22 protein-coding genes are annotated in these 23364 nt (G+C 65.1%); 8 read left to right on the forward strand and 14 right to left on the reverse strand.

Going from position 1 to position 23364, the window contains the following annotated elements:
- Window positions 1-48 precede the first annotated feature (48 nt).
- The 3 genes from AC522E_RS00325 to ftsE form a co-directional block, all read right to left on the reverse strand.
- Complete coding sequence (locus AC522E_RS00325) at window positions 49-825, reverse strand: YdcF family protein (RefSeq protein ID WP_500748431.1); 777 nt, start codon at window positions 823-825, stop codon at window positions 49-51.
- Between the two features lie 63 nt (window positions 826-888).
- Window positions 889-1863 (reverse strand): cell division protein FtsX, encoded by a 975-nt coding sequence (locus AC522E_RS00330; protein WP_500748432.1) that lies wholly within the window; start codon window positions 1861-1863, stop codon window positions 889-891.
- Between the two features lie 17 nt (window positions 1864-1880).
- Complete coding sequence (ftsE, locus tag AC522E_RS00335; RefSeq protein WP_500748433.1) at window positions 1881-2585, reverse strand: cell division ATP-binding protein FtsE; 705 nt, start codon at window positions 2583-2585, stop codon at window positions 1881-1883.
- 375 nt (window positions 2586-2960) lie between these two features.
- Between ftsE and hpt the strand changes: the two genes are divergently transcribed.
- A complete protein-coding gene (gene hpt / locus AC522E_RS00340; RefSeq protein WP_500748434.1) occupies window positions 2961-3527 on the forward strand; it encodes a hypoxanthine phosphoribosyltransferase in 567 nt (188 codons plus the stop codon).
- Between the two features lie 21 nt (window positions 3528-3548).
- Here hpt and AC522E_RS00345 read toward each other — a convergent pair whose 3' ends face one another.
- A complete protein-coding gene (locus AC522E_RS00345) occupies window positions 3549-4013 on the reverse strand; it encodes a TspO/MBR family protein (protein ID WP_500748435.1) in 465 nt (154 codons plus the stop codon).
- Window positions 4014-4129: 116 nt separating this feature from the next.
- Between AC522E_RS00345 and AC522E_RS00350 the strand changes: the two genes are divergently transcribed.
- Both AC522E_RS00350 and AC522E_RS00355 read left to right on the forward strand, forming a co-directional pair.
- Window positions 4130-5284, forward strand: coding sequence for a trans-sulfuration enzyme family protein (locus AC522E_RS00350; RefSeq protein WP_500748436.1), 1155 nt, complete (start codon window positions 4130-4132; stop codon window positions 5282-5284).
- A gap of 78 nt (window positions 5285-5362) precedes the next feature.
- Window positions 5363-7312, forward strand: a complete 1950-nt coding sequence (locus AC522E_RS00355; RefSeq protein ID WP_500748437.1) for a bifunctional 2',3'-cyclic-nucleotide 2'-phosphodiesterase/3'-nucleotidase — start codon at window positions 5363-5365, stop codon at window positions 7310-7312.
- Between the two features lie 63 nt (window positions 7313-7375).
- On the opposite strand, the gene AC522E_RS00360 is transcribed toward AC522E_RS00355, so the two are convergent.
- Window positions 7376-8266 carry a YihY/virulence factor BrkB family protein gene (locus AC522E_RS00360; protein WP_500748438.1) on the reverse strand — a complete coding sequence of 297 codons (891 nt, stop codon included), beginning with the start codon at window positions 8264-8266 and terminating at the stop codon, window positions 7376-7378.
- 298 nt (window positions 8267-8564) lie between these two features.
- Between AC522E_RS00360 and AC522E_RS00365 the strand changes: the two genes are divergently transcribed.
- The gene (locus AC522E_RS00365) at window positions 8565-9434 is read left to right on the forward strand and encodes a DMT family transporter (RefSeq protein ID WP_500748439.1); all 870 of its coding nucleotides are present in this window, start codon (window positions 8565-8567) and stop codon (window positions 9432-9434) included.
- A 144-nt stretch (window positions 9435-9578) separates the two neighbouring features.
- On the opposite strand, the gene AC522E_RS00370 is transcribed toward AC522E_RS00365, so the two are convergent.
- The 5 genes from AC522E_RS00370 to clpB form a co-directional block, all read right to left on the reverse strand.
- Window positions 9579-9743: a hypothetical protein gene (locus AC522E_RS00370; RefSeq protein ID WP_500748440.1), complete on the reverse strand. Its 165-nt coding sequence runs from the start codon at window positions 9741-9743 to the stop codon at window positions 9579-9581.
- A gap of 90 nt (window positions 9744-9833) precedes the next feature.
- Window positions 9834-10922, reverse strand: a complete 1089-nt coding sequence (locus AC522E_RS00375) for a TRAP transporter substrate-binding protein (protein WP_500748441.1) — start codon at window positions 10920-10922, stop codon at window positions 9834-9836.
- A gap of 243 nt (window positions 10923-11165) precedes the next feature.
- Window positions 11166-11795, reverse strand: coding sequence for a hypothetical protein (locus AC522E_RS00380; RefSeq protein ID WP_500748442.1), 630 nt, complete (start codon window positions 11793-11795; stop codon window positions 11166-11168).
- A gap of 116 nt (window positions 11796-11911) precedes the next feature.
- Complete coding sequence (locus tag AC522E_RS00385) at window positions 11912-12631, reverse strand: DUF4142 domain-containing protein (RefSeq protein ID WP_500748443.1); 720 nt, start codon at window positions 12629-12631, stop codon at window positions 11912-11914.
- Window positions 12632-12955: 324 nt separating this feature from the next.
- Window positions 12956-15580 (reverse strand): ATP-dependent chaperone ClpB, encoded by a 2625-nt coding sequence (clpB, locus tag AC522E_RS00390; protein WP_500748444.1) that lies wholly within the window; start codon window positions 15578-15580, stop codon window positions 12956-12958.
- A gap of 214 nt (window positions 15581-15794) precedes the next feature.
- Between clpB and AC522E_RS00395 the strand changes: the two genes are divergently transcribed.
- Window positions 15795-16136: a hypothetical protein gene (locus tag AC522E_RS00395; RefSeq protein WP_500748445.1), complete on the forward strand. Its 342-nt coding sequence runs from the start codon at window positions 15795-15797 to the stop codon at window positions 16134-16136.
- Window positions 16137-16406 (forward strand): hypothetical protein, encoded by a 270-nt coding sequence (locus tag AC522E_RS00400; RefSeq protein WP_500748446.1) that lies wholly within the window; start codon window positions 16137-16139, stop codon window positions 16404-16406.
- Window positions 16407-16469: 63 nt separating this feature from the next.
- Here AC522E_RS00400 and AC522E_RS00405 read toward each other — a convergent pair whose 3' ends face one another.
- A complete protein-coding gene (locus tag AC522E_RS00405; RefSeq protein WP_500748447.1) occupies window positions 16470-17336 on the reverse strand; it encodes a LysR substrate-binding domain-containing protein in 867 nt (288 codons plus the stop codon).
- A gap of 94 nt (window positions 17337-17430) precedes the next feature.
- Between AC522E_RS00405 and AC522E_RS00410 the strand changes: the two genes are divergently transcribed.
- Both AC522E_RS00410 and AC522E_RS00415 read left to right on the forward strand, forming a co-directional pair.
- A complete protein-coding gene (locus AC522E_RS00410) occupies window positions 17431-17847 on the forward strand; it encodes a tautomerase family protein (protein ID WP_500748448.1) in 417 nt (138 codons plus the stop codon).
- A gap of 57 nt (window positions 17848-17904) precedes the next feature.
- A complete protein-coding gene (locus tag AC522E_RS00415; protein ID WP_500748449.1) occupies window positions 17905-18687 on the forward strand; it encodes an MOSC domain-containing protein in 783 nt (260 codons plus the stop codon).
- Between the two features lie 17 nt (window positions 18688-18704).
- Here AC522E_RS00415 and AC522E_RS00420 read toward each other — a convergent pair whose 3' ends face one another.
- The 3 genes from AC522E_RS00420 to prmC all read right to left on the reverse strand — a co-directional run bounded on the left by AC522E_RS00420 (window position 18705) and on the right by prmC (window position 23330).
- Window positions 18705-20909: a hypothetical protein gene (locus AC522E_RS00420; protein WP_500748450.1), complete on the reverse strand. Its 2205-nt coding sequence runs from the start codon at window positions 20907-20909 to the stop codon at window positions 18705-18707.
- Between the two features lie 223 nt (window positions 20910-21132).
- Entirely contained in the window at window positions 21133-22047 is a 915-nt protein-coding gene (locus AC522E_RS00425; protein WP_500748451.1) for a DUF4167 domain-containing protein, read from the reverse strand.
- Between the two features lie 377 nt (window positions 22048-22424).
- A complete protein-coding gene (gene prmC, locus AC522E_RS00430; RefSeq protein WP_500748452.1) occupies window positions 22425-23330 on the reverse strand; it encodes a peptide chain release factor N(5)-glutamine methyltransferase in 906 nt (301 codons plus the stop codon).
- Window positions 23331-23364 lie beyond the last annotated feature (34 nt).

Here is a 23364-nt window from a genome sequence, read left to right on the forward strand (position 1 = left end):
ATCTTCAGGGCGGGGGGACAAGGTAAAAATGGAGGGCAGAAGCGGAGGTCAGCGCCACAGGGGGCCGGCGGAGACATGCTGGATCGGCCGCCCGCCGCTCATGATCTTCGCCGCCGAGGAGTGCTCCGGGTCCTTCTCGAACCGGGTGCGCACCCAGACGAGCAGGAATTTGAGGTATTCGGAGAAGATCACCTTGGCCGTGCCCGGGTTGTGCCACCAGTCGTGTGGATCGATCGTGGCGGCGACGGGATAGGGAATCTTCTGCAGATTCGGCAGAGCGTGGTCGAGTTCCACGAGCGTCCGGGGCATGTGGTAATTCGAGGTGACCACGATCAGTGCATCGAACTGGTTCTGCTCCGCCCAACGCCTTGTCTCGATGGCGTTGCCGATGGTGTTGCGGGCGCGATAATCGAGGTCGACGCAGCAATCGAACAGGCGGCGCTGGCCGGGATTGAGCCGGAAGATCTCGTCACGGCTGGTCTTCTCGTTGACGCCGGAGATGAGCAGCCTCTTGGCATAGCCCTGGGCGAGGAGATCGATGGCGTCGCCAATGCGCTGGGCACCACCGGTCATGGCCACGATCCCGTCCGCACGGGTCTCGGGCTTCTGCTCGAAGCGGTCGAGGGAATAGACGAAGACCAGGAAGCCGGCGAACAGCAGGACAAGACAGGCCGCCAGCGCGACAAAGCCATAGCCCAACGCACGACCCATTGACGATCGCCTACCTGGGAGAGAGGGCGATCCCGACATGGCCCAGCCCCAGCCCAGGGCCTCCGTTGTGTCCATGGCGCCGGTGACCGCCAGGTTCTGCGTTCGCGAGGTCATCTCGGCGGAAGATAATGCAGAATGCGGCAATGGAGAGGCAACCCTTTTTACCAAAGAGAATCATCAACCATTTCCGTTAAGAAAGCGTCTCACCGTGAGACGCGACACAATTCCCGTGATCAGCGCCACCGCGAGGGCGATCAGGACCACCACGACATAGCCGCGCCAGCCGATGCTGAAGGAGCCGAACAGGGCCTCGAGCTGATCCCCGGCCGGGCTCGCGCGCCACGACCGGGTGATGAACCCGAGCGCGATCGTCATGATCAGCGCCGCGCCGGCCCCCACCGCGCTTCCGCGCAGGCCGAGCCGGAAGAAGCGGCGCTGGAACTCGCGGGCGATGAAATCGTCGCTCGCACCGACGAAATGCAGCACGTCGACCACCTCGCGGTTGCCGGCCATGGCGCCACGGGTGGCGAAGGTGACAGCCAGCCCCGCCGCCAGCAGCACCAGGGCAACGAGGATCACTCCCACCCCGATGATCGTATTGGCCATGGTCGAGAGCCGGGACACCCAGAGGGCGTGATCGTCGAGACTGGCGCCGGGAACCTGATCGCGGAGCGCCTGCCTCAATCTCGTGAAATCCGGCCTCACATCGGCCTGGAGCTTCAGGACGATGAGGCGCGGCACCGGCAGATCGTTGAAATCGAGGCCGGTTCCGAGCCAGGGCTCCAGAAGACGTTCGGATTCCTGCTTCGAGAAGGCCTGGGTTTCCTCGACGCCAGGGGTCTGGCGCGCCAGGGCCACGGCGCGGGACACGTCGTCTTCGATCGAGCGCTGCGGATTGGGTCGGACCTGGATCGTGACCTCGCGGGCGATATCGGAGCGCCATTGCGTCGAGCTCGAGGCCACGAGTTCGGCGCCGCCTGCGCAGAGGGCCGCGAGAAAGGTGAGGATCGCGATCACTGCCGCGAGCGCCTGCCCACCCGCGGAATCGAGCGGAACGAGCGGCGCATTGCGGCGCAAGGAGGCCGGCAGGGGGCGCTTGTCCGCCTCGGGAGCCGAAGGGCGGGGCGGGCGCGGTTGCGACAGATCGTTCATCCCACTCACCGGCCCGCTCATTCGTCGATATGCAGCCTGCCGTCGCCAAGGACGAGGCGGCGGACGTCGAGCTGGTCCATCAGGCTGAAATCGTGGGTCGCAATGACCACCGAGGTGCCGAGCCGGTTGAGCTCGATGAACAGACGCAGCAGACGCCGGGCGAGGGAGGGATCGACATTGCCGGTGGGCTCGTCGGCAAGCAGAAGGTCCGGACGCACGATAAGGGCGCGCGCGATGGCGGCGCGCTGCTTCTCGCCGCCGGACAGGACGGGCGGCAGGACGTGCATGCGGTCTCCGAGGCCCACCCAGCGCAGCAGCTCCACCACCTCGGCCCGGTAGCTCGCTTCCTCCTTGCCCTGCACCCTCAGGGGGAGCGCCACATTTTCGTAGGTCGTGAGATGGTCGAGGAGGCGGAAATCCTGGAAGACCACCCCCATGCGCCGCCGCAGGTCGGTCAGCGCATTCTTCGAAATGCCGGAGACTTCCTCGCCGAACAGGGAGACCAGACCCCGCGTCGGCTTCACGGCGAGCAGGATCAGGCGCAAAAGCGTCGTCTTGCCGGCGCCCGAGGGGCCGGTGAGGAATTGAAACGAGTGAGGCTCGATCGAGAATGTCAGGTCCCGGAGAACCTCGGGGCCCATGCCGTAGCGCACGCCCACATTCTCGAAATGCACGACCGGAGCCGCGTCCTCCTCGAATTCGTTGTCGTAAAACGCTTTCACGCGCAGCCGGACCATCCTTGAATGGGCAAAAAAGAGAGGCGGATCGCTCCCGGGCGGGTTCCGATTCGCGTCGCTTATGGTCCATATGCCGTGGGCAAGTCCATAATTTCCGCGAGGATCCGAGGCGTGAGCGGGCCGAAGGCGCGGTGATGCTAGCGCATCGTGAGGAAAAGTGGACCCGGTTTTCCGCGACAAACGGTGCGCGGCCGGGAGCAACGCAGCCGGATGGGCCTCCCCGGAGGTCCTTGTGGTGGACTTTAAGGCCGCAGGTGGCGATGTCCGTTTGACTTCCCCGCGCCGTCATGGTCACGAAGGGGAAACTTTCCGGGTCTCCGGCCCCGCCGTGAAGGACCTTTCTGCTCAAACGGATCAACGATGACAGGCATTCCCCGCATTCGCGTTCTCTTCGACGAAGACACGATCGCCAGGCGCAACGAGGAACTGGCGCAGGAAATCGCCCGCTCCAAGCCCGAGAACCTGCTCGTCGTCGCCGTGCTGAAGGGGAGCTTCATGTTCGCGGCGGACCTGCTTCGTGCCCTGCACCGGGCCGGGCTCGAGCCGCAGGTCGAGTTCGTGCATCTGTCGAGCTATCTCGACGGCACCGTATCGTCCGGCCAGGTGGCGATCCTGCGCGACGTGGAGAGCGATGTCCGTGGCCGCGACGTCCTCCTTGTCGACGACATCCTCGAATCGGGCCGCACCGTCACCTTCGCGAAGGACCTGCTGATGGCCCGGGGCGCCAAGCGCGTCATGACGGCCGTTCTCCTCGAAAAGCCGGGCAAGCGGGCCGTGTCCATCGATGCGGATTTCGTCGGGTTCACCTGTCCCGACGTGTTCGTGGTCGGCTACGGGATGGACGTGGCCCATTCCTACCGCCAGCTTCCCTTCGTCGGGGTCGTCGACCACCTCGACAAGAATCCCGACCTGTTCGACCAGCCCTGATCGCGTCGGTGCGGTCGGTCTTTACGGATTGAGCCGCCAGATAGCGGCGTTGAGCGCCGTCGCATAGGCGACCCAGGCGAGATAGGGCACGAGCAGAAGGGCCGCTGCGCGGTCGAGCGGCCAGAACGTCCGGATGGTCACCACGATGGCCACGATCAGCGCGACGATCACCATCAATCCCGCCAGTGGCGAGCGGGCAGCGAAGAATGCCCATGACCAAAGGCCGTTCAGAATGAGCTGCACGAAAAAGATCGCCATGGCGATGCCGCGCCCCGGGCGATCCCTTGGCAGGGACAGGATTCGCCAGAGCGCGTAAGCCATCATGGCATAGAGCAGCGTCCAGACCGGCCCGAAGAGCCAGTTGGGCGGTGTGAAGCCCGGTTTGACGAGTGTGGCATACCAGGTCGGGATGTTCGGCGTCGTTGCAATCGTTCCGAGAACGCCGATGGCGGCAACCGGCAGGACGGCCGTCAGAAAGCGTTGCAAGGGTGGCGTCGGCTCATCGGGCAAAATACTCTCGCCTGGGTGCATGATCGTTCGATTCCCTGTACATGCATGGGTGCTGTCCTTCCTGCAACCCGCCCTGCTCATCGGAGGTTCCCATGTCGTCATCGCATCCGCTCTGGTCCAAGCGCTCCCTTACGGCGCAGGCGATGGGCCATGTGGATCCGATCACGAAGGCGGTCGTGCTGCCGATCCATGTGGCGACGACCTATATCCGCGATGAAGACAATGCCTATTCCTCGGGCTTCGTCTACGGCCGGCCGGACAATGCCACGGTCCGGGAAGCGGAAGCCGTGCTCGCGATGCTGGAGGAAGCCGATGCCGGCGCGCTGCTCTTCTCCTCCGGCATGGCGGCGGCAACCGCCGTCTTCCAGGCCCTCGACCCGGGTGACCACGTCGTGGCCTCGAAGGTGATGTACTGGGCCCTGCGCAGCTGGCTCATGACCGAGGCCACCCGCTGGGGCCTGCTGGTGGATTTCGTCGAGACCGACGATCTCGACGCCCTGCGCAAGGCGGTTGTCAAGGGACGCACGAAGCTGGTCTGGGTGGAAACGCCGTCCAATCCGCTCTGGACCATCACCGACATCGCCGCCGCCGCCGAGATCGCCCATGGGGCCGGTGCGCACCTGGCGGTCGATTCGACCACCGCCTCGCCCATCCACACCCAGCCGCTGTCGCTCGGAGCCGATATCGTCATGCATGCCGCGACGAAGGTCCTGAACGGCCATTCGGACGTGGTGGCCGGGGCGCTCGCAGGGGCAAAGGCGGACGACTTCTGGAATCGGATCGTCGCCATCCGCAAGATGCAGGGCGCCATCCTCGGCCCGTTCGAGGCGTACCTCCTTATGCGCGGCATGCGGACGCTCCATCTCCGCGCCGCCGCACAGGCGAAAAGCGCCATGTCCCTGGCCGAGCGCCTCAGCGAGCATCCGAAAGTGGCGCGCGTCCTCTATCCCGGCCTGCCGCAGCATCCGGGCCATGACATCGCGGCGCGGCAGATGGAGGGCGGCTTCGGCTACATGCTGTCCATTCAGCTGACCGGCGGTGAAACGGCGGCGATTCGAACGGCTGCGCGGGTCGGTCTGTGGAAGCGGGCCACGTCCCTCGGCGGGGTGGAAAGCCTCATCGAGCACCGGGCTTCCATCGAGGGTGCAGGGACGCCCTGTCCGCCGGATCTGTTGCGCCTTTCCACGGGCATAGAGGATGTGAACGACCTCTTCACCGACCTGGATGGTGCCCTGCGCGCGGCCTGATCCGGGGCGTGTTGATCTTGTCATGAAACTCGTGCTCTTCTCGGATCCGAGGGAAGTTATTTTCCGAGAGAAACAGTCATGACCTCGTCCCCGATCACCCGCCGGCGCGTCCTGCAGACCGGTGTCGCTGCGGCAGCCGTCAGCGCGCTCCCGAAGGCCGTTTTCAGTGCCGAGCCGGTGCTGAAGCTGCGGATCCTGGAGACCACCGATCTCCACGTGAACATCATGCCTTACGATTACTACCGTGACGCGGCGGACGACACGGTCGGGCTGACGCGGACGGCGACCCTGGTCAAGGCGGCGCGGACCGAAGCCAGGAACAGCCTGCTGTTCGACAATGGCGACCTGATCCAGGGCTCTCCCCTCGGCGACTATGTCGCCTACCGGCGCGGGATGAAGAAGGGCGACGTCCACCCGATGGTGGCCGCCATGAATACCCTGAACTACGACTGCGGCACCCTCGGCAATCATGAATTCAACTATGGGCTCGAGTTCCTGGAGAATTCACTCGGCGAGGCGAAATTCCCGCTGGTTTGCGCCAATGTCATCAAGGCCGATGGCGAAACGCTGCGGAAGCCCTGGCTCATTCTCGACCGCGAGTTCACCGACGAATCCGGCGCCAAGCAGAAGCTGAAGGTCGGAGTCATCGGCTTCGTGCCGCCGCAGATCGTGCAATGGGACAAGGCCAATCTCGACGGCAAGGCGACCACCACCGACATCGTCGATGCAGCGACCAGGCATGTGCCTGACATCAGGAAGGCGGGCGCCGACATCGTCGTGGCACTATGCCATTCGGGCATCGCCGGCGGCGAACGCAAGGGCGGCGAGGAGAACGCCGCCTTGCATCTCGCGAAGGTCGACGGCATCGATGTGATCCTGACCGGACATCAGCATTTCACGTTCCCGGGCGGCAAGGAGTTCAACGGCATTCCCGGCGTCGACGTGAAGGCCGGCACCCTGCACGGGAAGCCTGCCGTCATGGCCGGGTTCTGGGGCAGCCATCTCGGGCTGATCGACCTCGAGCTCACGAGGGACGGCAATGCCTGGAAGGTCGCAAACTTCCGCACCGAAGCGCGCCCGATCTACGATCGCGTCGATCGCAAGGTCGTGCCGAAGGTGGAGACGGATGCCCTCGTCGCCGCTGCCGTGACGGCCGATCACGAGGCGACGCTGAAATATGTCCGCGAGCCCGTGGGCACCACCACGGTGCCGATTCATTCCTACTACTCGCTCGTGGCCGACGATGCCTCCGTGAAGATCGTCGCCGACGCGCAGGCCTGGTATGTGGCGGACCTGCTCAGGACGACGTCCTACAAGGACCTGCCGCTTCTCTCCGCTGCCGCGCCCTTCAAGGCCGGCGGGCGCGGTGGCCCGAACTACTACACGGAGATCAAGCCGGGACCGCTGGCCATCAAGGACATGGCGGACATCTATATCTATCCGAATACGATCCGCGCCGTAAAAGTGACCGGCGCCCAAGTGCGAGAGTGGCTGGAGCGCTCGGCCGGCATCTACAACCGGATCGATCCGTCGAAGAGCGGCGAGCAGGACCTGATCAATGCCACCTTCCCGGCCTATAACTTCGATGTGATCGCCGGCGTGCAGTACCAGATCGATCCGACCGAAGCCTCGCGCTACGACAACAACGGCAAGGTCGTCGACCCGAATGCGCATCGCATCAAGGATCTGACCTATAACGGCAGGCCCGTCGCCGACGATCAGGTCTTCATCGTTGCGACGAACAATTATCGCGCCGGTGGCGGCGGCAATTTCCCGGGTAATGACGGCACCACGATCGTGCTCGAAGCTCCGGATCTCACGCGCGATGCCATCATGCGCTACATCGTCGAGCGCAAGGAGGTGTCACCCAGGGCCGATGGATCGTGGTCCCTGGTGACGCCTTCCGGGAACGCAACCGTTGTCTTCACCACTGGGCCGAATGCGGCGGCCTACCAGCCTGCCGGGATCAAGGTCGAGAAGATGGGCGATGCGCCCGAGGGCTTCATCAAGTATCGCATCGTCGGATGACATCGCTCGAGGATAACCCGGCTGCCAGGCCCCGGCCCGGCAGCCATTCTACGGGAGGCCGCCTCAGGGCAGCGTCACGACATCCTCGACCTGATCATAGCCGTGCACATCGTGCAGGCGTCCACGCTTCGCCGCGATGATGGTCCCGTTGAGCTCGCCCCCGAACAGGAAGATGGCGCCAAGCGTGTAGAGAAAAATAAGCGCCACCATGGCCGTCGAGAGACCTCCATATGTCGAGGCGTAGGCGCCAGGGTAATATTCGAGATACCACCCGAAGCCGAGACCGCCGAAGAGCCAGAGCAGGAGCGTGACGCAGACGCCGGGCAGGACGGCAACGAACGGGCGCCGCCCGGCAGGGATGAACTTATGCGCGACCACGAGGCCGGCGACGATGATCAGGGTCGCGGTTCCGATGCGGACGAACCCGATCAGATTGTCCAAGGGTGCGAGGGCCGGGACCCAGTAGAGCAGTCCGCGCCAGACGAAGGGGCCGAGCACGACGAGGAGAGCGAGCGCCAGCATCACCAGTGCTCCGCCCATGACGAAGGCCAGCGATTCGAGGCGCGTGAGCCACCATTGCCGCGTTTCCCGCACGCCATAGGCGCGGTTGAGGCCGACACGCAGGCTCTCGACCCCGCTTGAAGCGAAGTAGAGCGCCAGGACGAGGCCGAGCGTCAGGACATCGCTGCGTCTCCCGGTGAGAATCCGGTGGATCTCGCCGGCGATCGGCTCCGCGATCTCGCGCGGCCACGCCTCCAGGATGATGTTGGCCGCTTCGTCGGCAAGGGTGCCCGTCCCGAACAGGCCCGCGAGGGCCGTGAGCAGGATGAGGAACGGGAACATCGAGGTCAGGACGGACAGGGCGATATGGCTCGCGATCGCCCATGCATCGTGAAGGACGAAGCGATTGAAGGTGATCGTGACGACCTCGAGGTACAGACGCAGGCGGCTCAACAAACTTCCCCGACCGATGCGAGACAAGACAGGGAACTTAGAATGCTTTGCCCTGGAATCGATAGCCCATCTTTTCCGGGCCGGGCCGGGATATGGCAGGAGGCGAACCTGACTTCCGGCGAGCTTGCCTCCGGATCTGTCTCCCCGGCAGGGAAACGGTTCTCATCTTCGCTGGCCGTATTTTTTGACGGCGACCAGGATCCACTTCACCAAGAAATGCTCTAGGATGCCCGCCCCGACGAGGCCCTCCCGTGAAGCGGAGGCGTCCGCCCTCCCAAGTCCTTTCGATATTTGTCCCATGCCATCTGATACTGTCCTGGCGCGTGTCGCGCCGCCCCTGTTCGTCGTGATCTGGGCGACGGGTTTCATCGTCGCGCGCATCATCGCACCCTACGCGGAACCGCTGACCTTCCTGCTGGTGCGCTATCTGCTCGCTCTCGTGGTGCTCGGCGTCATCATCGGCGTCGCGCGGGCTCCCTGGCCACGCACGGGGCGGGAATGGACGAACAGCCTGATCGCCGGGGTCCTTCTGCACGGGTTCTATCTCGGCGGCGTCTTCTGGGCCGTGAAGGATGGGCTCCCGGCAGGAATCATGGCCCTCATCGCCGGTCTGCAGCCCCTTGCGACCGCTCTCCTGTCGAGACCGCTTCTCGGCGAGCGCGTCTCGCCGCGACGTTGGCTCGGCATCGCCCTGGGCTTTCTCGGCGCAGCGCTTGTGATCCTGCCGAAGCTCGGGGAGGGCGGTGTGCCGCCCGCGGCCCTCGTCGTGGGGCTTTTCGCCATGGTCTCGATCACCTGTGGGACGATCTGGCAGAAGCGCACCGGCTCTCATGTGGATCTGCGTGTCAATGCCGCCATCCAATATATGGGCGCCGCCCTCGTCACGGTGCCGATGGTCCTTCTCACGGAACAGGGCCGGATGGACTGGACGCTGCCGCTGCTCGGGGCTCTGACCTGGGCGGTCCTGGGTCTGTCCATCGGCGCCATCGGCCTGCTGCTTTATCTCATCCGGCATGGAGCCGTCGTCGGGGTTGCGACGCTGCTCTATCTCGTGCCGCCGGTCGCCGCTCTGATGGCGTTCGTTCTGTTCGGTGAAACCTTGAGCTTCGTCCAGATCCTGGGCATGGGCTTCGCCGCTCTCGGAGTCGCCGTCGCCAGCAGGAACTAGAGCGATTCCGGCGAAGCGGGAAACGGTCCACTGTCCAAAAATGCGGCAGCAAGGTCTTTATGAACCCCACGATCCCGTCGCGGCGCAACTGCTCTGGACGTGACAAAGCCCCAGGCGTACGGCCTGAGGCTTTGCAAAGACCACTTATTTCGTGATCTTGACCGAGACCGGGTCGCTGGCGGGAAAGCTTTCCTCCACGCCCTCGTCGAGCTTGCGGTCGAGGCTTTTCTTCGAGTTCTCGGGCAGCTTCCTATCCTTGGTGTCGCTCTTGTTGTGCTGCGACTCTCGGTTATGAGGCTTGTCCTTCATGAACGATCTCCTGCTCGGGCGATGTCCGCCAGTTTCTGGAAGACAACGCCCGAGCGCTCGATCCGATCCCTCGATCGTCAGGACACTTCCTTAACGCGGCTGGCCCTGCTGACTGTAGACGTAATAATCGAAAGGCAGCTCTGCGATGCGGAACCAAGTGTATTCCTTCTCGCGGAAGGCATTCCAGGAATCGTAGAATTTCTTGAACTTCGGATTGGAGGCCGCGATCTCGTTGTAATACTTGTACGCTTCCTTGTAGCTCGCATCGAGAATGTCCTTGGGAAAGGCGCGGAGCTGCGCGCCCTGTGAGACCAGGCGTCGGACGGCCTCGGCGTTCTCGGCATCGTATTTCATGACGCATTGGGCATTCGCTTCCGCGCAGGCCGCTTCGACAATCGCCTTGTAGGACGCCGGCAGCGCGTTCCACTTGTCCAGATTGACGTAGAACGACGGCTGGGCCGACCCTTCCCAGAAACCGGGATAATAGTAGTATTTGGCGACCTTTACGAAACCGAGCTTCTCGTCGTCGTAGGGACCGGAGAATTCCACGGCGTCGAGGGTGCCGCGCTCGAGAGCCGGATAGATATCCCCCGCGGCGAGCACCTGCGGTACGACGCCGAGTCGGGACATGATCTGGCCGCCCATGCCGGCGATGCGCATCTTCAGGCCGCTCAGATCCTGCGCGGACTTGATCTCGCTGCGGAACCAGCCGCCCATCTGGGCGCCGGTCTGGCCCCCGGGGAACGGCATGACGTTGTAATCCTTCATGAATTCGCGCACGAGTTGAAGGCCGCCGCCATACATCATCCACGCGTTATGGTGGCGCACATTCATGCCCCACGGCATGGAGGTCTCGAACTGGAATGTCGGATCCTTGCCGATATAGAAACTCGACAGGGTATAGCCACACTCGATGGTGCCGTTCTGCACATTGTCGAGCACCTGCAGGCCGCTGACGAGCTCGCCGGCGGCGAAGGGCTGGATCTGGAACTTGTTGTCGGTGGCCTCCGCGACGCGCTTGGCGATCTGCGCGCCGGCGCCATAGAGGGTGTCGAGGCTCTTCGGATAGCTCGAGGCCATGCGCCAGCGGAGTTCCGGCTGGGTCTGCGCAATGGCTGGCGACGCGACGCCGGCCGCGGCGGCCAGGCCTGCACCCTTGAGCACCGTTCTTCTGTCCATAGGGGGTTCCTCTCCCTTCGATGATGGTTTCAGCCACGGCGCGGCAGGGATTCCGCGCCGGGCGCATCGAAGACGTATCACCTCACATTCCCTAGGGGAAAGCCCCAGGGGAAAGGAGAAGGTACAGAGCGGTCCCGCATCTCGCCCATGCGGATGCGTGGAAGCGCCTCTGAACGGCGCGGAAATCCGGGGTCTGCCGCCCTCGACTTCCTGGTCAGGCCCGGAGCTTGGGCAAGATCCCCGTCAACGCTCCTCGCTGCCGCCCTTGGACAGGGGCCGCTTCGCCTGCGGGCCGCCGCCCCGGGCGGAGCGCTTCGGCGGCTTTTCGTCTCCGGTGGACGACTGTGAGCGTCCGCCCGCCTGCGTCGCGGTCGAATGGCCACGCACGAAGGTGCCCTTTGGAGCCGTGACCGCGTTGCCGGGGGCGGGGACCCGCTGGCGGCCGGAATCCGGGCTGATTCCCGGAGGGCGCTCCGCGGCGAAGCCGGTCGCATCCTCCATGCGTGCCGGGGCTGTGGCCGGGCTCTTGATCGCGGTGGTCGGCACGCTTTCGGCGATTTCGGCGTTCGAGCGCGCGACGGTCACATCGTCCGCGCCCCGCTCCGGAGGGACATCCTTGAAAGGCCGGATGCCGGCATTGGAGCCGCTTTTCACCCGGCCGTCGTCGACATGGGCGATATCGAGCTCCGGGTCGACCTTCTTTGTGGCGCCCATGATGCCGGTTGCCTTGGCTGCCGCGCGCTTGGTGTTGCCGACCTCGTTGCGCTGGGTCGGCCCCGCGACGAAGTCCTGACCGCCTTCATCCGCCTGTACTTCGTTGAGAACCTCATCCACGTCGGGTTCGGGGGGGCGGCCGCGCTTGTCCTGCGCCATGGAAAGCTCCTCTTCGCATTACGGCGGGCCGGATGCCCGCTTCTCAGTGGGCCAACGTCCCGCCGGGAAAGCGGGTTCCGGCCCAGCACGCAGCAAAACGCTGAGCGTATAGGGGATCAGCGGCCAAGTTCCTTCTGCATGTCCTGGAGAAGGGCGATGTGCTCCTTGATCTGGCCGCTTGCCAACTTGGCCACATTCGCCAGCTCGCGATTGCCGCCGTTGCTCTTGAGATAGCGCTCCTGGATGGCCAGCATTTCCTGATGCCCTTTCAGCTGTGCGGCCACATAGTCCTTGTCGAAGGCCGCGCCGGCCTGGGCCTTGGACATGCGCTCCATTGTAGCGGCATCGCCTGGCGGCAGTTCCGGAGCTGTCGAGGCTGCCTGCTGCGCGCCTGCGCCGGTGGAGGAGGTGGCGGCCGGATCGGCCATGGACTTCATGACCTCCGACAGGATGTTCTGCTCCGCCACTTCGAAATTCGCGAATTGTTTGACGCGCGGATCCTGCGCTTTCGAGATAGCGAAATTCGACGTCTGGAGCGAGACGGTGCCGGCGGCGAGGATCTGCTGGACGTATTGTTCATCGGCCTGCGATCGCTGCTGCCCCATCTGGGCGGGACCACCGGCTTGGCCCTGACGGTTTTGTGTCCGCGTATCCTGCGGCGCGCCACCCTGCCGGACCCTCTGCTCGCGCTGTTGCGCATTCTGGCCGAGTCCCTGATTGGTCTGCGTCTCCGCAGGTTGCGGCGTGACCGGGGACGGGATGGCCTGATTCTGCTGGGCGAGGGCGGGGAGGCTGAAGGCAGCGGCAAGGCCGGCGATGACGAGGCGTCGGGACATTGCGTTCTCCTGTGGGTCATGTGAGAGGGCGAACGTTCGCAAGGTCGCTTTGTTTCGGCGCGCTGGTGGATCGATGCCCCCGCGCTGCAGATAGAGGAGCTGCGATCTCCGCTGCGCACCTCCCGTCGAGCTGGTGGGAGTGTGGCTCCCCGCGTTGCGTGGTCCTTCGGGTCGTGCCCTCCCTCCTGCGGAGAAGGCCGACTTGCACAGCTTGGAGACGATCTCAAAAAAACATGGCCGCAGCATGTGCGGCCATGTCGGTCCTCAAAGGCAAGAACATGGCCGCAGGATGTGCGGCCATGTCGGATCAGGCAAAGGTGGAGCTCAGTTCAGGCGTACACCTTCCGGTGCTCTCTCCGCGGCCTTGCCGACCGGCACATCACCGATCATCAGGCCGGACGGGCCCGCGCGCACGACCACATTCTCGCCGTCGTGGATTTCGCCAGAGAGAATCAGTTCCGCGAGCGGATCCTGCACGTTCTTCTGGATCACGCGCTTCAAGGGCCGTGCGCCATAGGCCGGGTCGTAGCCCTTGTCGGCGAGCCATTCCCGAGCCTCGGGCTCGAGGGTGAGCGTGATCTTGCGATCCTCCAGGAGCTTCTGCAGGCGACCCATCTGGATGTCGACGATGGCGCCCATCTCGGACCGCTTCAGCCGGTGGAACAGGATGATCTCGTCCACGCGATTGAGGAACTCGGGCCGGAAATGCGAACGCACCACGGCCATCACCTCGCCGCGCACCGCATCCGTATCCTCGCCCTCGGACTGGCCGACGAGATATTCGGAGCCGAGATTCGAGGTCATGATGATCAGCGTGTTGCGGAAGTCCACTGTCCGGCCCTGTCCGTCGGTGAGACGGCCGTCGTCGAGCACCTGCAGCAGCACGTTGAACACGTCCGGATGCGCCTTCTCGATCTCGTCGAACAGCACCACCTGATATGGCCGGCGGCGGACGGCTTCGGTCAGCGCGCCGCCCTCCTCGTAGCCGACATAGCCGGGAGGTGCGCCGATGAGACGGGCGACCGAGTGCTTCTCCATGTATTCCGACATGTCGAGGCGGACCAGCGCGGTGTCGTCGTCGAACAGGAAGCCGGCGAGGGCCTTGGTCAATTCGGTCTTGCCGACGCCTGTCGGGCCGAGGAACATGAACGAGCCCATCGGCCGGTTGGGATCCTGCAGACCGGCCCTGGCGCGGCGCACCGCGGTCGAGACCGCCTCCACCGCCTCGCGCTGGCCGATGACGCGCTTCGCCAATTCCTGCTCCATGTGAAGCAGCTTCTCACGCTCGCCTTCGAGCATCTTGTCGACAGGCACTCCGGTCCAGCGCGACACCACCTGGGCCACGTGGTCAGGTGTCACCGCCTCTTCCATCATGCCGGCGCCATCGCCCTTCGCCTCGGTCTCGGAGAGCTCCTTCTCGAGGCTCGGGATGATGCCGTAGGAGAGTTCGCCCGCCTTCGCCCAGTCGCCCGCGCGCTGTGCATTGGCGAGCTGCGTGCGCGCCTCGTCGAGACGCTTCTTCAGTTCCGCTGCGTGACCGAGCTTGTCCTTCTCCGACTTCCAGCGCGCGGTGATCGCGGCCGACTGCTCCTCCAGGTCCGCGAGCTCCTTTTCGAGCCGTGCGAGGCGATCCTTCGAGGCGGCATCCGTCTCCTTCTTGAGTGCCTCCTGCTCGATCTTCAGCCGCACGATCTCACGGTCGATGTTGTCGAGCTCCTCGGGCTTCGAATCCACCTGCATGCGCAGGCGCGACGAAGCCTCGTCGACGAGGTCTATGGCCTTGTCCGGCAGGAAACGGTCGGTGATGTAGCGGTTCGAGAGAGTCGCTGCGGCGACGAGCGCCGAATCGGTGATGCGCACGCGGTGATGCTGCTCGTACTTCTCCTTCAGGCCGCGCAGGATCGACACCGTGTCCTCGACAGTGGGCTCGTTGACGAAGACGGGCTGGAACCGGCGGGCGAGGGCCGCATCCTTCTCCACATGCTTGCGGTATTCGTCGAGGGTGGTCGCGCCGACGCAGTGGAGCTCGCCGCGGGCAAGTGCAGGCTTGAGGAGGTTCGACGCATCCATGGCGCCGTCGGCCTTGCCCGCTCCGACGAGGGTGTGCATCTCGTCGATGAACAGGATGATGCCGCCTTCCGCCGCCGTGACTTCGGTAAGCACTGCCTTCAGGCGCTCCTCGAATTCACCGCGATATTTCGCACCGGCGATGAGCGCGCCCATGTCGAGGGCGAGCAATTGCTTGTCCCTGAGGGATTCCGGCACGTCGCCATTGACAATGCGCAACGCCAGCCCTTCGACGATCGCGGTCTTGCCGACGCCAGGCTCGCCGATGAGGACGGGATTGTTCTTGGTCCGCCGCGACAGCACCTGGATCGTGCGACGGATTTCCTCGTCGCGGCCGATCACCGGATCGAGCTTGCCCTCGCGGGCCGCTTCCGTGAGATCACGGGCATATTTTTTCAGCGCATCATACGCGTTTTCCGCGGTTGCATTGTCGGCCGTACGACCCTTGCGCAGGGCATTGATGGCGGCGTTGAGCGCCTGCGCCGTCACGCCTGCCTGGGCGAGAATACGCCCGGCTTCGGTATCCTTCTCGAGCGCGAGGGCCAGGAGCATGCGTTCCACGGTGACGTAGGAATCGCCTGCCTTTTCGGCCGTCTTCTCGGCATTGTCGAAAAAGCGCATCAGTTCCCGCGTCGCCTGCGGCTGTGACGCGGAACCGGAGACCTTCGGCTGCTTGGCAAGCCATTGCTCGACGGCGGCATGGGCCTCGCGCGAGCGTCCGCCGGCTTGGTCGATCAGGCCCGCGCACAGGCCCTCGGGATCGTCGAGCAGAACCTTGAGCACGTGGCCGGGAGCCAGCTGCGGATGGCCTTCACGCATGGCGAGGTTCTGGGCCGCCTGCACGAAGCCGCGCGCGCGCTCGGTGTATTTTTCGAAATTCATCTGTCACCCCTCCTGGATCCTGTCCGTCCAGTGAGCGGCCCGGGCAGGTCCTTTCGATGTCGGACCTTCCGTCTGAAGCATCCGCTCAGACTAATCTGGTGTGGCGGATCGGTCACAACAAGAGGGGGAACCGCCGTGCCGGGCTCGCATTGTCCCTCCAGGATTCGAGCAAGGAACCGAGCAAAGTTTCGAGCAATGTTTCGAGGAGGTGAGCATGATACGCGATCCGCGCTCCGATGCCGAAAAGGCCCGCGCCGATCTGGCCCGCAACACCGAGCTCGGCATGGCCGTTCCCGAAAGCCCGATGGAGCGTGAGCCGTCCGTGACGCCTCGGACCTTCGGCGATACGACCCAGAAATCCCAGGACCGGACAGCCCGGGAGGGCATGGAGGCCGGCGGCATCGATCCGGAGCTGGACGACGGCGATTCCACCGGCACCGGTACGATCCCCTCCAGCGGCCGGGTGCCGGTCTGGCCAGAGGATTCCGAGTCTCAGAAATCCGGGAACCCAAGAACCGACAACGATGAGGACGTGCTTTCGCGCGCCAAGGAGTAGATGATGGTCCTGTCCAAGGTCACCAAAGCCCTATCCCGGCTCAGCCCCAAGAAGCGGCGGGCAGACAAGGCGCGCGAGGAACTGCGCGCCAATGCGGAAAAGGCCCTGCGCATGAAGCAGGAAGCCGATTCCGGCACACATATCCCGCCGCATCGCACCACACATGACGGCATGCACCAGAGTCCGGCCGGCGAGGCCCGATCCCGCCAGGCCGATTTCAACACCCAGATGGGCCGCAGCGCCGGCGGCCGGTCGGGCGATGCCTCGTGACGCTTGCGCCCGTGGATGAGATTGGCCCCGCCTTCGGCGGGGCTTTTCTTTCTGCGGGGTGTCCTACACCTGGAAGGCGCGGCGGCAGAGCTTCACCAAGTCGTCCCGTGCCGACCATGGGCCGCCGGCGTCGCCCACATAGAGGGAAAAGGTGGCGTTCGGGAGCGGCGGCAGCCCCAGCCTTATGCCGACATCGTCGAGACGCGGCGAGAGGAGGTGCCGTGTTCGCACGGTGAGGCCGAGCCCGGCCTCCGCCGCCATCCGCAATCCCGACAGGCTCGGGCTGGTGAAGACCACGCGATGGGCTCGCCCCACGGAGGTGAGACCGTCGATGGCCGCCGATCGGAAGGTGCAGGGCGGCTCGAACATCACCAGCGGAACGGCATCGCTTTCGATAAGACTCGTCTCCTCCCGGCCGATCCAGATCATCGGCATCTCCGTGAGCGGGCCCCGGTTCAGGGGATGGTCCCGCCTCAGCGCCAATGCCATGTCGATGGTCCCGTTCTGAACGGCATCGATCAGGATCGCGGAACGGTCCACCTGGAGGGTCAGCTCCACGTCCGGATGCTCCTGGGCAAACCGGGCCAGCACTGCCGGCAGAACCGCTTCGGCGATGTCCTGCGTCGTCCCGAAGCGGAGGGGCGCCTTTCGCGCCGCGTCCGATGGAAAGGCGGAGACGGCCTCGTCGTTGGCGCTCAGGATTCGGCGGGCGAAGCCGAGGAGCCGCTCCCCTGCCAGGGTGAGCGCCACCTCACGGTTGTTGCGGCGAAAGACGGGCGCTCCGATCTCGGATTCGAGCCGCTGGATCTGGAGGCTGATGGCGGACGGCGAACGGCCCAGCCGGTCCGCGGCTTCGGAGAAGCTCCGCCCCTCCGCGATCAGCAGGAAAGCCCGAAGGACAGCGATATCGAGGTGGCGTTCGCGTGGCATGATTTAATTTAAATCAATTAATGTTGCTGATAAATCAATTTTTCAAAAATATGAGGCAGGGCTACCTTCGGCATCATCAAGAAGGAGAAACCCGATGCCGATCCTGAACCTGAAAGTCTCCGCGAACCGCTCCGCCACCCTCTCGCGTACCCTCGCCGAAGAACTGATCGCCGTGACAGCCCGCATCCTGCGCAAGAACCCGAAGGTGACGGCCGTCGCCATCGACTACGTCTCGCCCGAGGACTGGATCGTCGCCGGCCAGAGTCTTGCAGAACTCGGCAAGGCGAGTTTCTGGCTCGACATCAAGGTGGTGGACGGCACCAACACCAAGGACGAAAAGGCTGCCTATCTCGCCGAGGTCTTCGCGCTGATGGGCCGCGTCCTCGGTGATCTCCATGAGGAGAGCTATGTCCTGGTCGACGAGGTTTCGGCCGATGCCTACGGGTTTGGTGGGCTGACGCAGGAATATCGCTATGTCGCCGGCAAGATTCCGTCCCAGCTCGCCGCGTGACGGGACGGGATCCGACAGGCCCTTGCCGCCTCTCCGGGGCGCGGCTATCGAGGAGGCATGAGCATCCGTATTGCCTCCCTCCAGCGCTATCCCGTCAAGGGTCTCTCTCCCGAGCGGCTCACCTCCGCCGCCCTGAGGAAGGGCGGCTATTTTCCCGGTGACAGGCTCTATGCCATCGAGAACGGCCCCGCCGGTTTCGATGCTGCCAATCCGCAGCATCAGCCGAAGATCAAGTTCCTGATGCTGATGCGCAACGAGAAGCTTGCGCGACTCCGGACCCGCTATCTCGACACGATCACGACCCTCTTCATCGAGGAGGGCGGGCGCGAAGTGGCGCGGGGCGATCTCTCGACCCGCGAGGGCAGGCTTGCCATCGAGGCATTCTTCCGACGCTTCATGGCGGCCGACCTGCGGGGACCGCCGAAGGTTCTCACGTCACCTTCGGGCTTCCGCTTCACCGATTCCCGGAGCGGCTTCGTCTCCCTCATCAATCTCGCCAGCGTCCGGGCTCTCGAGGCGGAGATCGGCGCGACCGTCGATCCTCTGCGCTTCCGTGGCAATCTCCATCTGGAGGGCCTCGCCCCTTGGGCCGAGTTCGATCTCGTCGGACAGGTGCTGACGACGAGCACGGGCGCGCGGCTGAAGGTGACGAAGCGCATCGAGCGCTGCGCCGCCACCAACGTGGATCCGGCGACCGGAATCCGCGACCTGCAGATCCCCAAGAGCCTCATGCAGGCCTATGGCCATTTCGATTGCGGCATCTATGCCGAAGTCCTGTCGGACGGAACGGTCGCCGAGGGCGACAGCCTGATGCCGGAGCAGGCAACTCTGGCGCTGTAGGATCCGGAACGCCGGCCTCATGCCTCGCCGGGATCGGGGAGGTCCGCGATCTCCTCGCGGGGATCGTTGCCGACGAGGGGACGCAGCCGCGCCCGCATCTTGGGACGTGGCGCGGCGCCGGCTCGCCTTTGCCCCGGTTCGGTGTCGGAGAAGCGCGGCCTGTCGAATGTCGCGTTGGGATCGGCACGTGTCGCCGCCGCCATCTTGAGCGCAAGCCCTTCGAAATCGTCCGTTGCGGTTTGAAAATACGCCTGGGCCGCCCGCGGTGCCGGGTAGCCGAGCTTTTCCTTTCCGCGGCCTGCGATCATTTCGTCGAGAAGGGACTCGCCTCTATGCGCGGCAGCCTTGTCCGACAGGCGGCGCGACCGCGCGAACCGGCGTGAGAGATCCTCGAATGCGGCCATGAAGTTGCGGAACCGGACCCAGCGGTGGTTGGCGAAGATCTCCTCGTTGACCGCACCTGTCTCGGGATCCTGCCGGGCCGCGGGGTCGAAACGGGCGGAGATCAACAGCCCGGCGGCGCGGCCCCTCCGGTCGAGATCGGCGATGACGTCGGGACTCATGTCGAGGTTCAGGCCGCCCTCGTCCTCCCGGAGGGCGATGCTGACGACCCGGTCGCGGACGCCCGGTGCAATGAGCATCTGATTGTCGCTCCAGAACCTCGCCGTGTTCAGGAGGGTCTGGAAGAAAGAGACGACGCCCGCCCCCGGGGCCGTATCGAACGCCGTGAAGGGAACGGGCGAAACGCGGTTCCCCTTCGCCATCGAAACGAACCCCCAGACGGCATCGCCGGGTGCGGGGTCGCCGTCAGCGACCCCCGGTGATTTTTTGGGCCGGTTGGCGGCCGTACGGGCGGAGGCCCTCGGTCGCGCGATCGGCTTGTCGGCCTCGAGCTCATTCCCGTCCGGAGGCGCATTCTCGTGATTGGTGCCGCCATCCGGCATCTCGACGTTGGGAGCTTCCGCATCGAAGGCGACGAGATTGAAGCAAAAGGTCGGGCGGGACGGAATCGGGCTGTCGAAGAAATGGATCGGAAAGTTCGATGTGAGACCGCCATCCGAGAGCCACACATGGCGCAGGGGAACCCGTCCGCCTGCTTCCCTGGCCCTTGCGAAGTCCGGGGTCATGAGCGGCACGGCCGACAGCAGCACGGGAAAGCTCAGGGAAAGACGGGCGCCGAAGACAATGGGAAGGTCCTGAGGCCTCGGGAGGCGAATCACCCCGTCGCGCGCTTCCACCCGCTCGTCGTATGCCCCGGCCCGGTCCTTCATCCAGGAGACGATCGACGCCGGAAAGTACCGCGCGAGGACCGCAACCTCGACATAGATCGGCGACGGTGTCTCGATAAAGGGGAGCTGCACGATGCGATGGCGGCTGATGTCGCTCGCGATCATCGCCAGATCGATCGCACGCGGCATCGCCGGATCCGGTCGTGCCTCCTGCCCGGCCGTCCAAAGGTCGCCGAATGTGAGGGGCGGACCGCTTTCGGCGCGACCGGCCGCCGCCTGAACGACGCGGTTCATCCACGGCGTGAGCCCCTGGAGAGCGCCGTCCCCGGTGGCGACGCCCTCGGAAGGGGAGCAATTCCCGGTGCAGATCCCGTAGCCGTTCGCGCGCCATGCCGGCAGCCAGCGACGTGCGAGAACGACCGCCAGCATGGCCAGCCAGACCGAGAGGACCAGGGCCACGGCCGTGACGAGGCCGACGACGGACAGGAAAGGATGGCCGTCGGAGGCCAGCGCGACCGTTGCCGCAAGGCCCGCTGCCGCCGCCACGGTCACGGGCACCGTCACCTGCCAGGCAGACAGGCTCGCCTTGAGGAGGCGGAACGCCTGCCTCAGGAGGCCGCCGCCTCCGAACAGGGGCGTTACGAGGGCGAGGAGGGGCTTGGTCGACGGCTCCGGCGTGAACAGGTGAAACAGGCGCGAATGACCGTCCCCGGCAATGTCGCCAAGGCTCTTCGGCATCGCTCCGAGCTGTGCGAAGGCCCCTGGATTCGCTCCCGAGCGCCGGCCGTATTCCGCCGCCGCAGTCACGGCGGCGGCGATGGCGCCGACCGAGGTTCCGCCGATGGAATGGAATGAGTAGCGACGGGCGATTGCCGCAATGGCACCGGGATAGATGATGCCGCTCGTGACGCCGCCGGCCATGACGACGTCGCAATCGAGCAGGCCGCTCGAACCGGGGGCATTCCGTTCGGGATTGTCGCTCGCATCCGTCATGGCAGGTCCCAGGTCGCTGAAGCCGCTCCAGGGAAAGATTCCATGGGAGGGCGCCGGGATCAAATGCCCCTATGGTCAGGAAGGACGCGCCGGACCCTCCGGGGCGGCATCCGGGGGCGGCTTTGGCCGCAAGGACGATGCCGCCATGAGGTCATAGACAGATTGGCCATGAAAAAAGGGAGAGCCAGGCCCTCCCTTTCATGTCTCGTGCTGTGCCTGAGGCTTACTCGGCGGCGGGGGTCTCGGCGCCCTCAAAGCCTGCGGCATTCTCGGATCCGGCTTCCTCCCCCGCGCTGCGGCGCGGGCGCCGCGTCCGGCGGCGGGGGCGCTCCTCGTCAGCTGCCGCCTCCTGAGGGGCGGGGACGGCTGTCGCCGTCTCCACCGGCTCCTCGACGACGGGGGAGCGGACCGGATTGGTCAGGAAGGCCGGAAGGCCCCCCGCATCCTGGGTCTCGGCCTCGTCGCGCTGACGATCGCGGCGGAAGGGTGCGCGTCCATTGCGCTCCTGGCGCTCGCTGCGTTCGGGGCGCTCATTCCGGTCCTGACGCTCGGTCCGCTCGCTGCGGTCGAACTCGAGCCGGGGCTGGTCGTCACGGGAGAATTCCTGCCGGGGGCTGCGGTCGCGCTGGAAGCGCTCGCGCCGTTCGCCACGCTCCGGACGCTCACCACGCTCCTGACGGTCGCCGCGATCCTGGCGATCACGGTCCTGACGGTCACGATCCTGGCGCTCGCCCCGGTCGAACCGGGAGGGGCGCTCCCGCTCGCCTTCGCCACGGGCCTCGAATGGCTGCGGCTGGGAGCCGGGATCCATGTCCTCGCCATTGCCATAGGGCTGGCGGTCGCTCGGCGAGAAGCCCTCGTCGTCGCCCTCTTCGTCGAAGGGGCGCTGCTGATAGCCATATTGCTCCCGCAGCTGTTCCTGCGCGGCCGCGATGATGCGGAAATAGTGCTCCGCATGCTGGAAATAATTCTCGGCCGCCACCGGGTCGCCGCTTGCCGTCGCATCGCGCGCCAACTGGCTGTATTTCTCGGCGATATGCTGCGCGGTGCCACGGATCTTCACGTCCGGGCCGTTCGATTCGTAGCTCCGGGTCAGGGGATTGGGCCCCTTGTTGCCGTTGCGGTTACGACCGCGCATACGCCTGTTCTGTCCTGGTCTCATTCTGGTCTACGACCCTCGCTGGTTCTTCAAGCCCACGCGATGCAAGCCAATGTTCACCGAACGGGCTTATCGCCCACCGTTCGCGTGGCAACCGTCTGTCGTTAAGCCATAGCTTTCAAAGCCTTGGCCATCCTTCAGTGTCGGGTTCAAGTGATCACGCGTGGCTGTTCAAATTGCCCCTGCCTGCGCGATTGATATCGTTTGGTCTCCGGCATGTACCCGTGACTGGGTTCCACCGATTTGTGTCGACCGAGGACGATCTCTGAACCCAAATCTAGCGGGTTCCGCCCGGTCCAACAAGCGATATTTCAGCCTTTATCCCCTGTGGGAACGATAAACGTCCTGTCATGGGATCATGTCCGTTTCAGGGCGATGCAGCGTGGCTTGTCCGAGAGATCGTACGCCAGCCGCACCATTTCAAGGCCTTCCGCCGCGGCCAAACCGCCCACCGCATCGGCCTGATCATATCCGATCTCCAGCACCATGAGTCCGCCCGGCGCCAGCAGCCGCTCCGCTTCCGCGAGCAGCACGCGGTAGGGATCGAGGCCGTCCGCCCCGCCGTCCAGAGCCAGGCCCGGGTCGTAGTCCCGTACCTCCGGATCCAGGGTCGCGACGACGGGGGAGGGGATATAGGGGGGATTCGAGACTACCAGATCGAAGCGCCCGTCCAGAGCCTGCGCCCAGTGCCCTACGGCGAAGAGTGCACGACGGCCGACGCCGTTGGCCCAGGCATTGTCCCGCGCCGTCCGGGCAGCCTCCTCGGAGAGATCGATCCCGATCCCTTCCGCCTGGGGCAACTCGTGGAGAAGGGCGGTCAGGATGGCACCCGATCCGGTTCCGAAATCGACGATCCGCAGGGCCGCATCGCGTTCCGGGATCAGGGAAAGCGCTGTCTCGACCAGGGTCTCCGTATCGGGCCGTGGAACAAGTGTTTCGGGGGAGAGCCGGAAGGGCAGCCCCCAGAATTCCCGCACGCCGAGGATCCGTGCCACCGGTTCGTGGGCCAGACGCCGTACGGCAAAGGCGTTGAGGGTTTCGGCCTGGGCCGGCGTCAGGACTTCGTCGGGCCGCATGATCAGTTCCGCCGGGGCAATCTCGAGCGCGTCGAGCAGCAGCAGGCGGGCATCGAGGGACGGGGTCTCGAACCCGGCTCCGGCGAGAGTCTTCCGCACGGCGGCGAGCGCCTCCGCGCGCGTCACGCCGGCCTGGAATGCCATCCCTGGGGGCGGCTCAAGCCTGGCAGAGGGATCGTCGCTCATGGTCACGGGCTTCCGTCCTTCTCAACCCATCGCG

This window comes from Microvirga sp. BF8 (assembly GCF_059888585.1).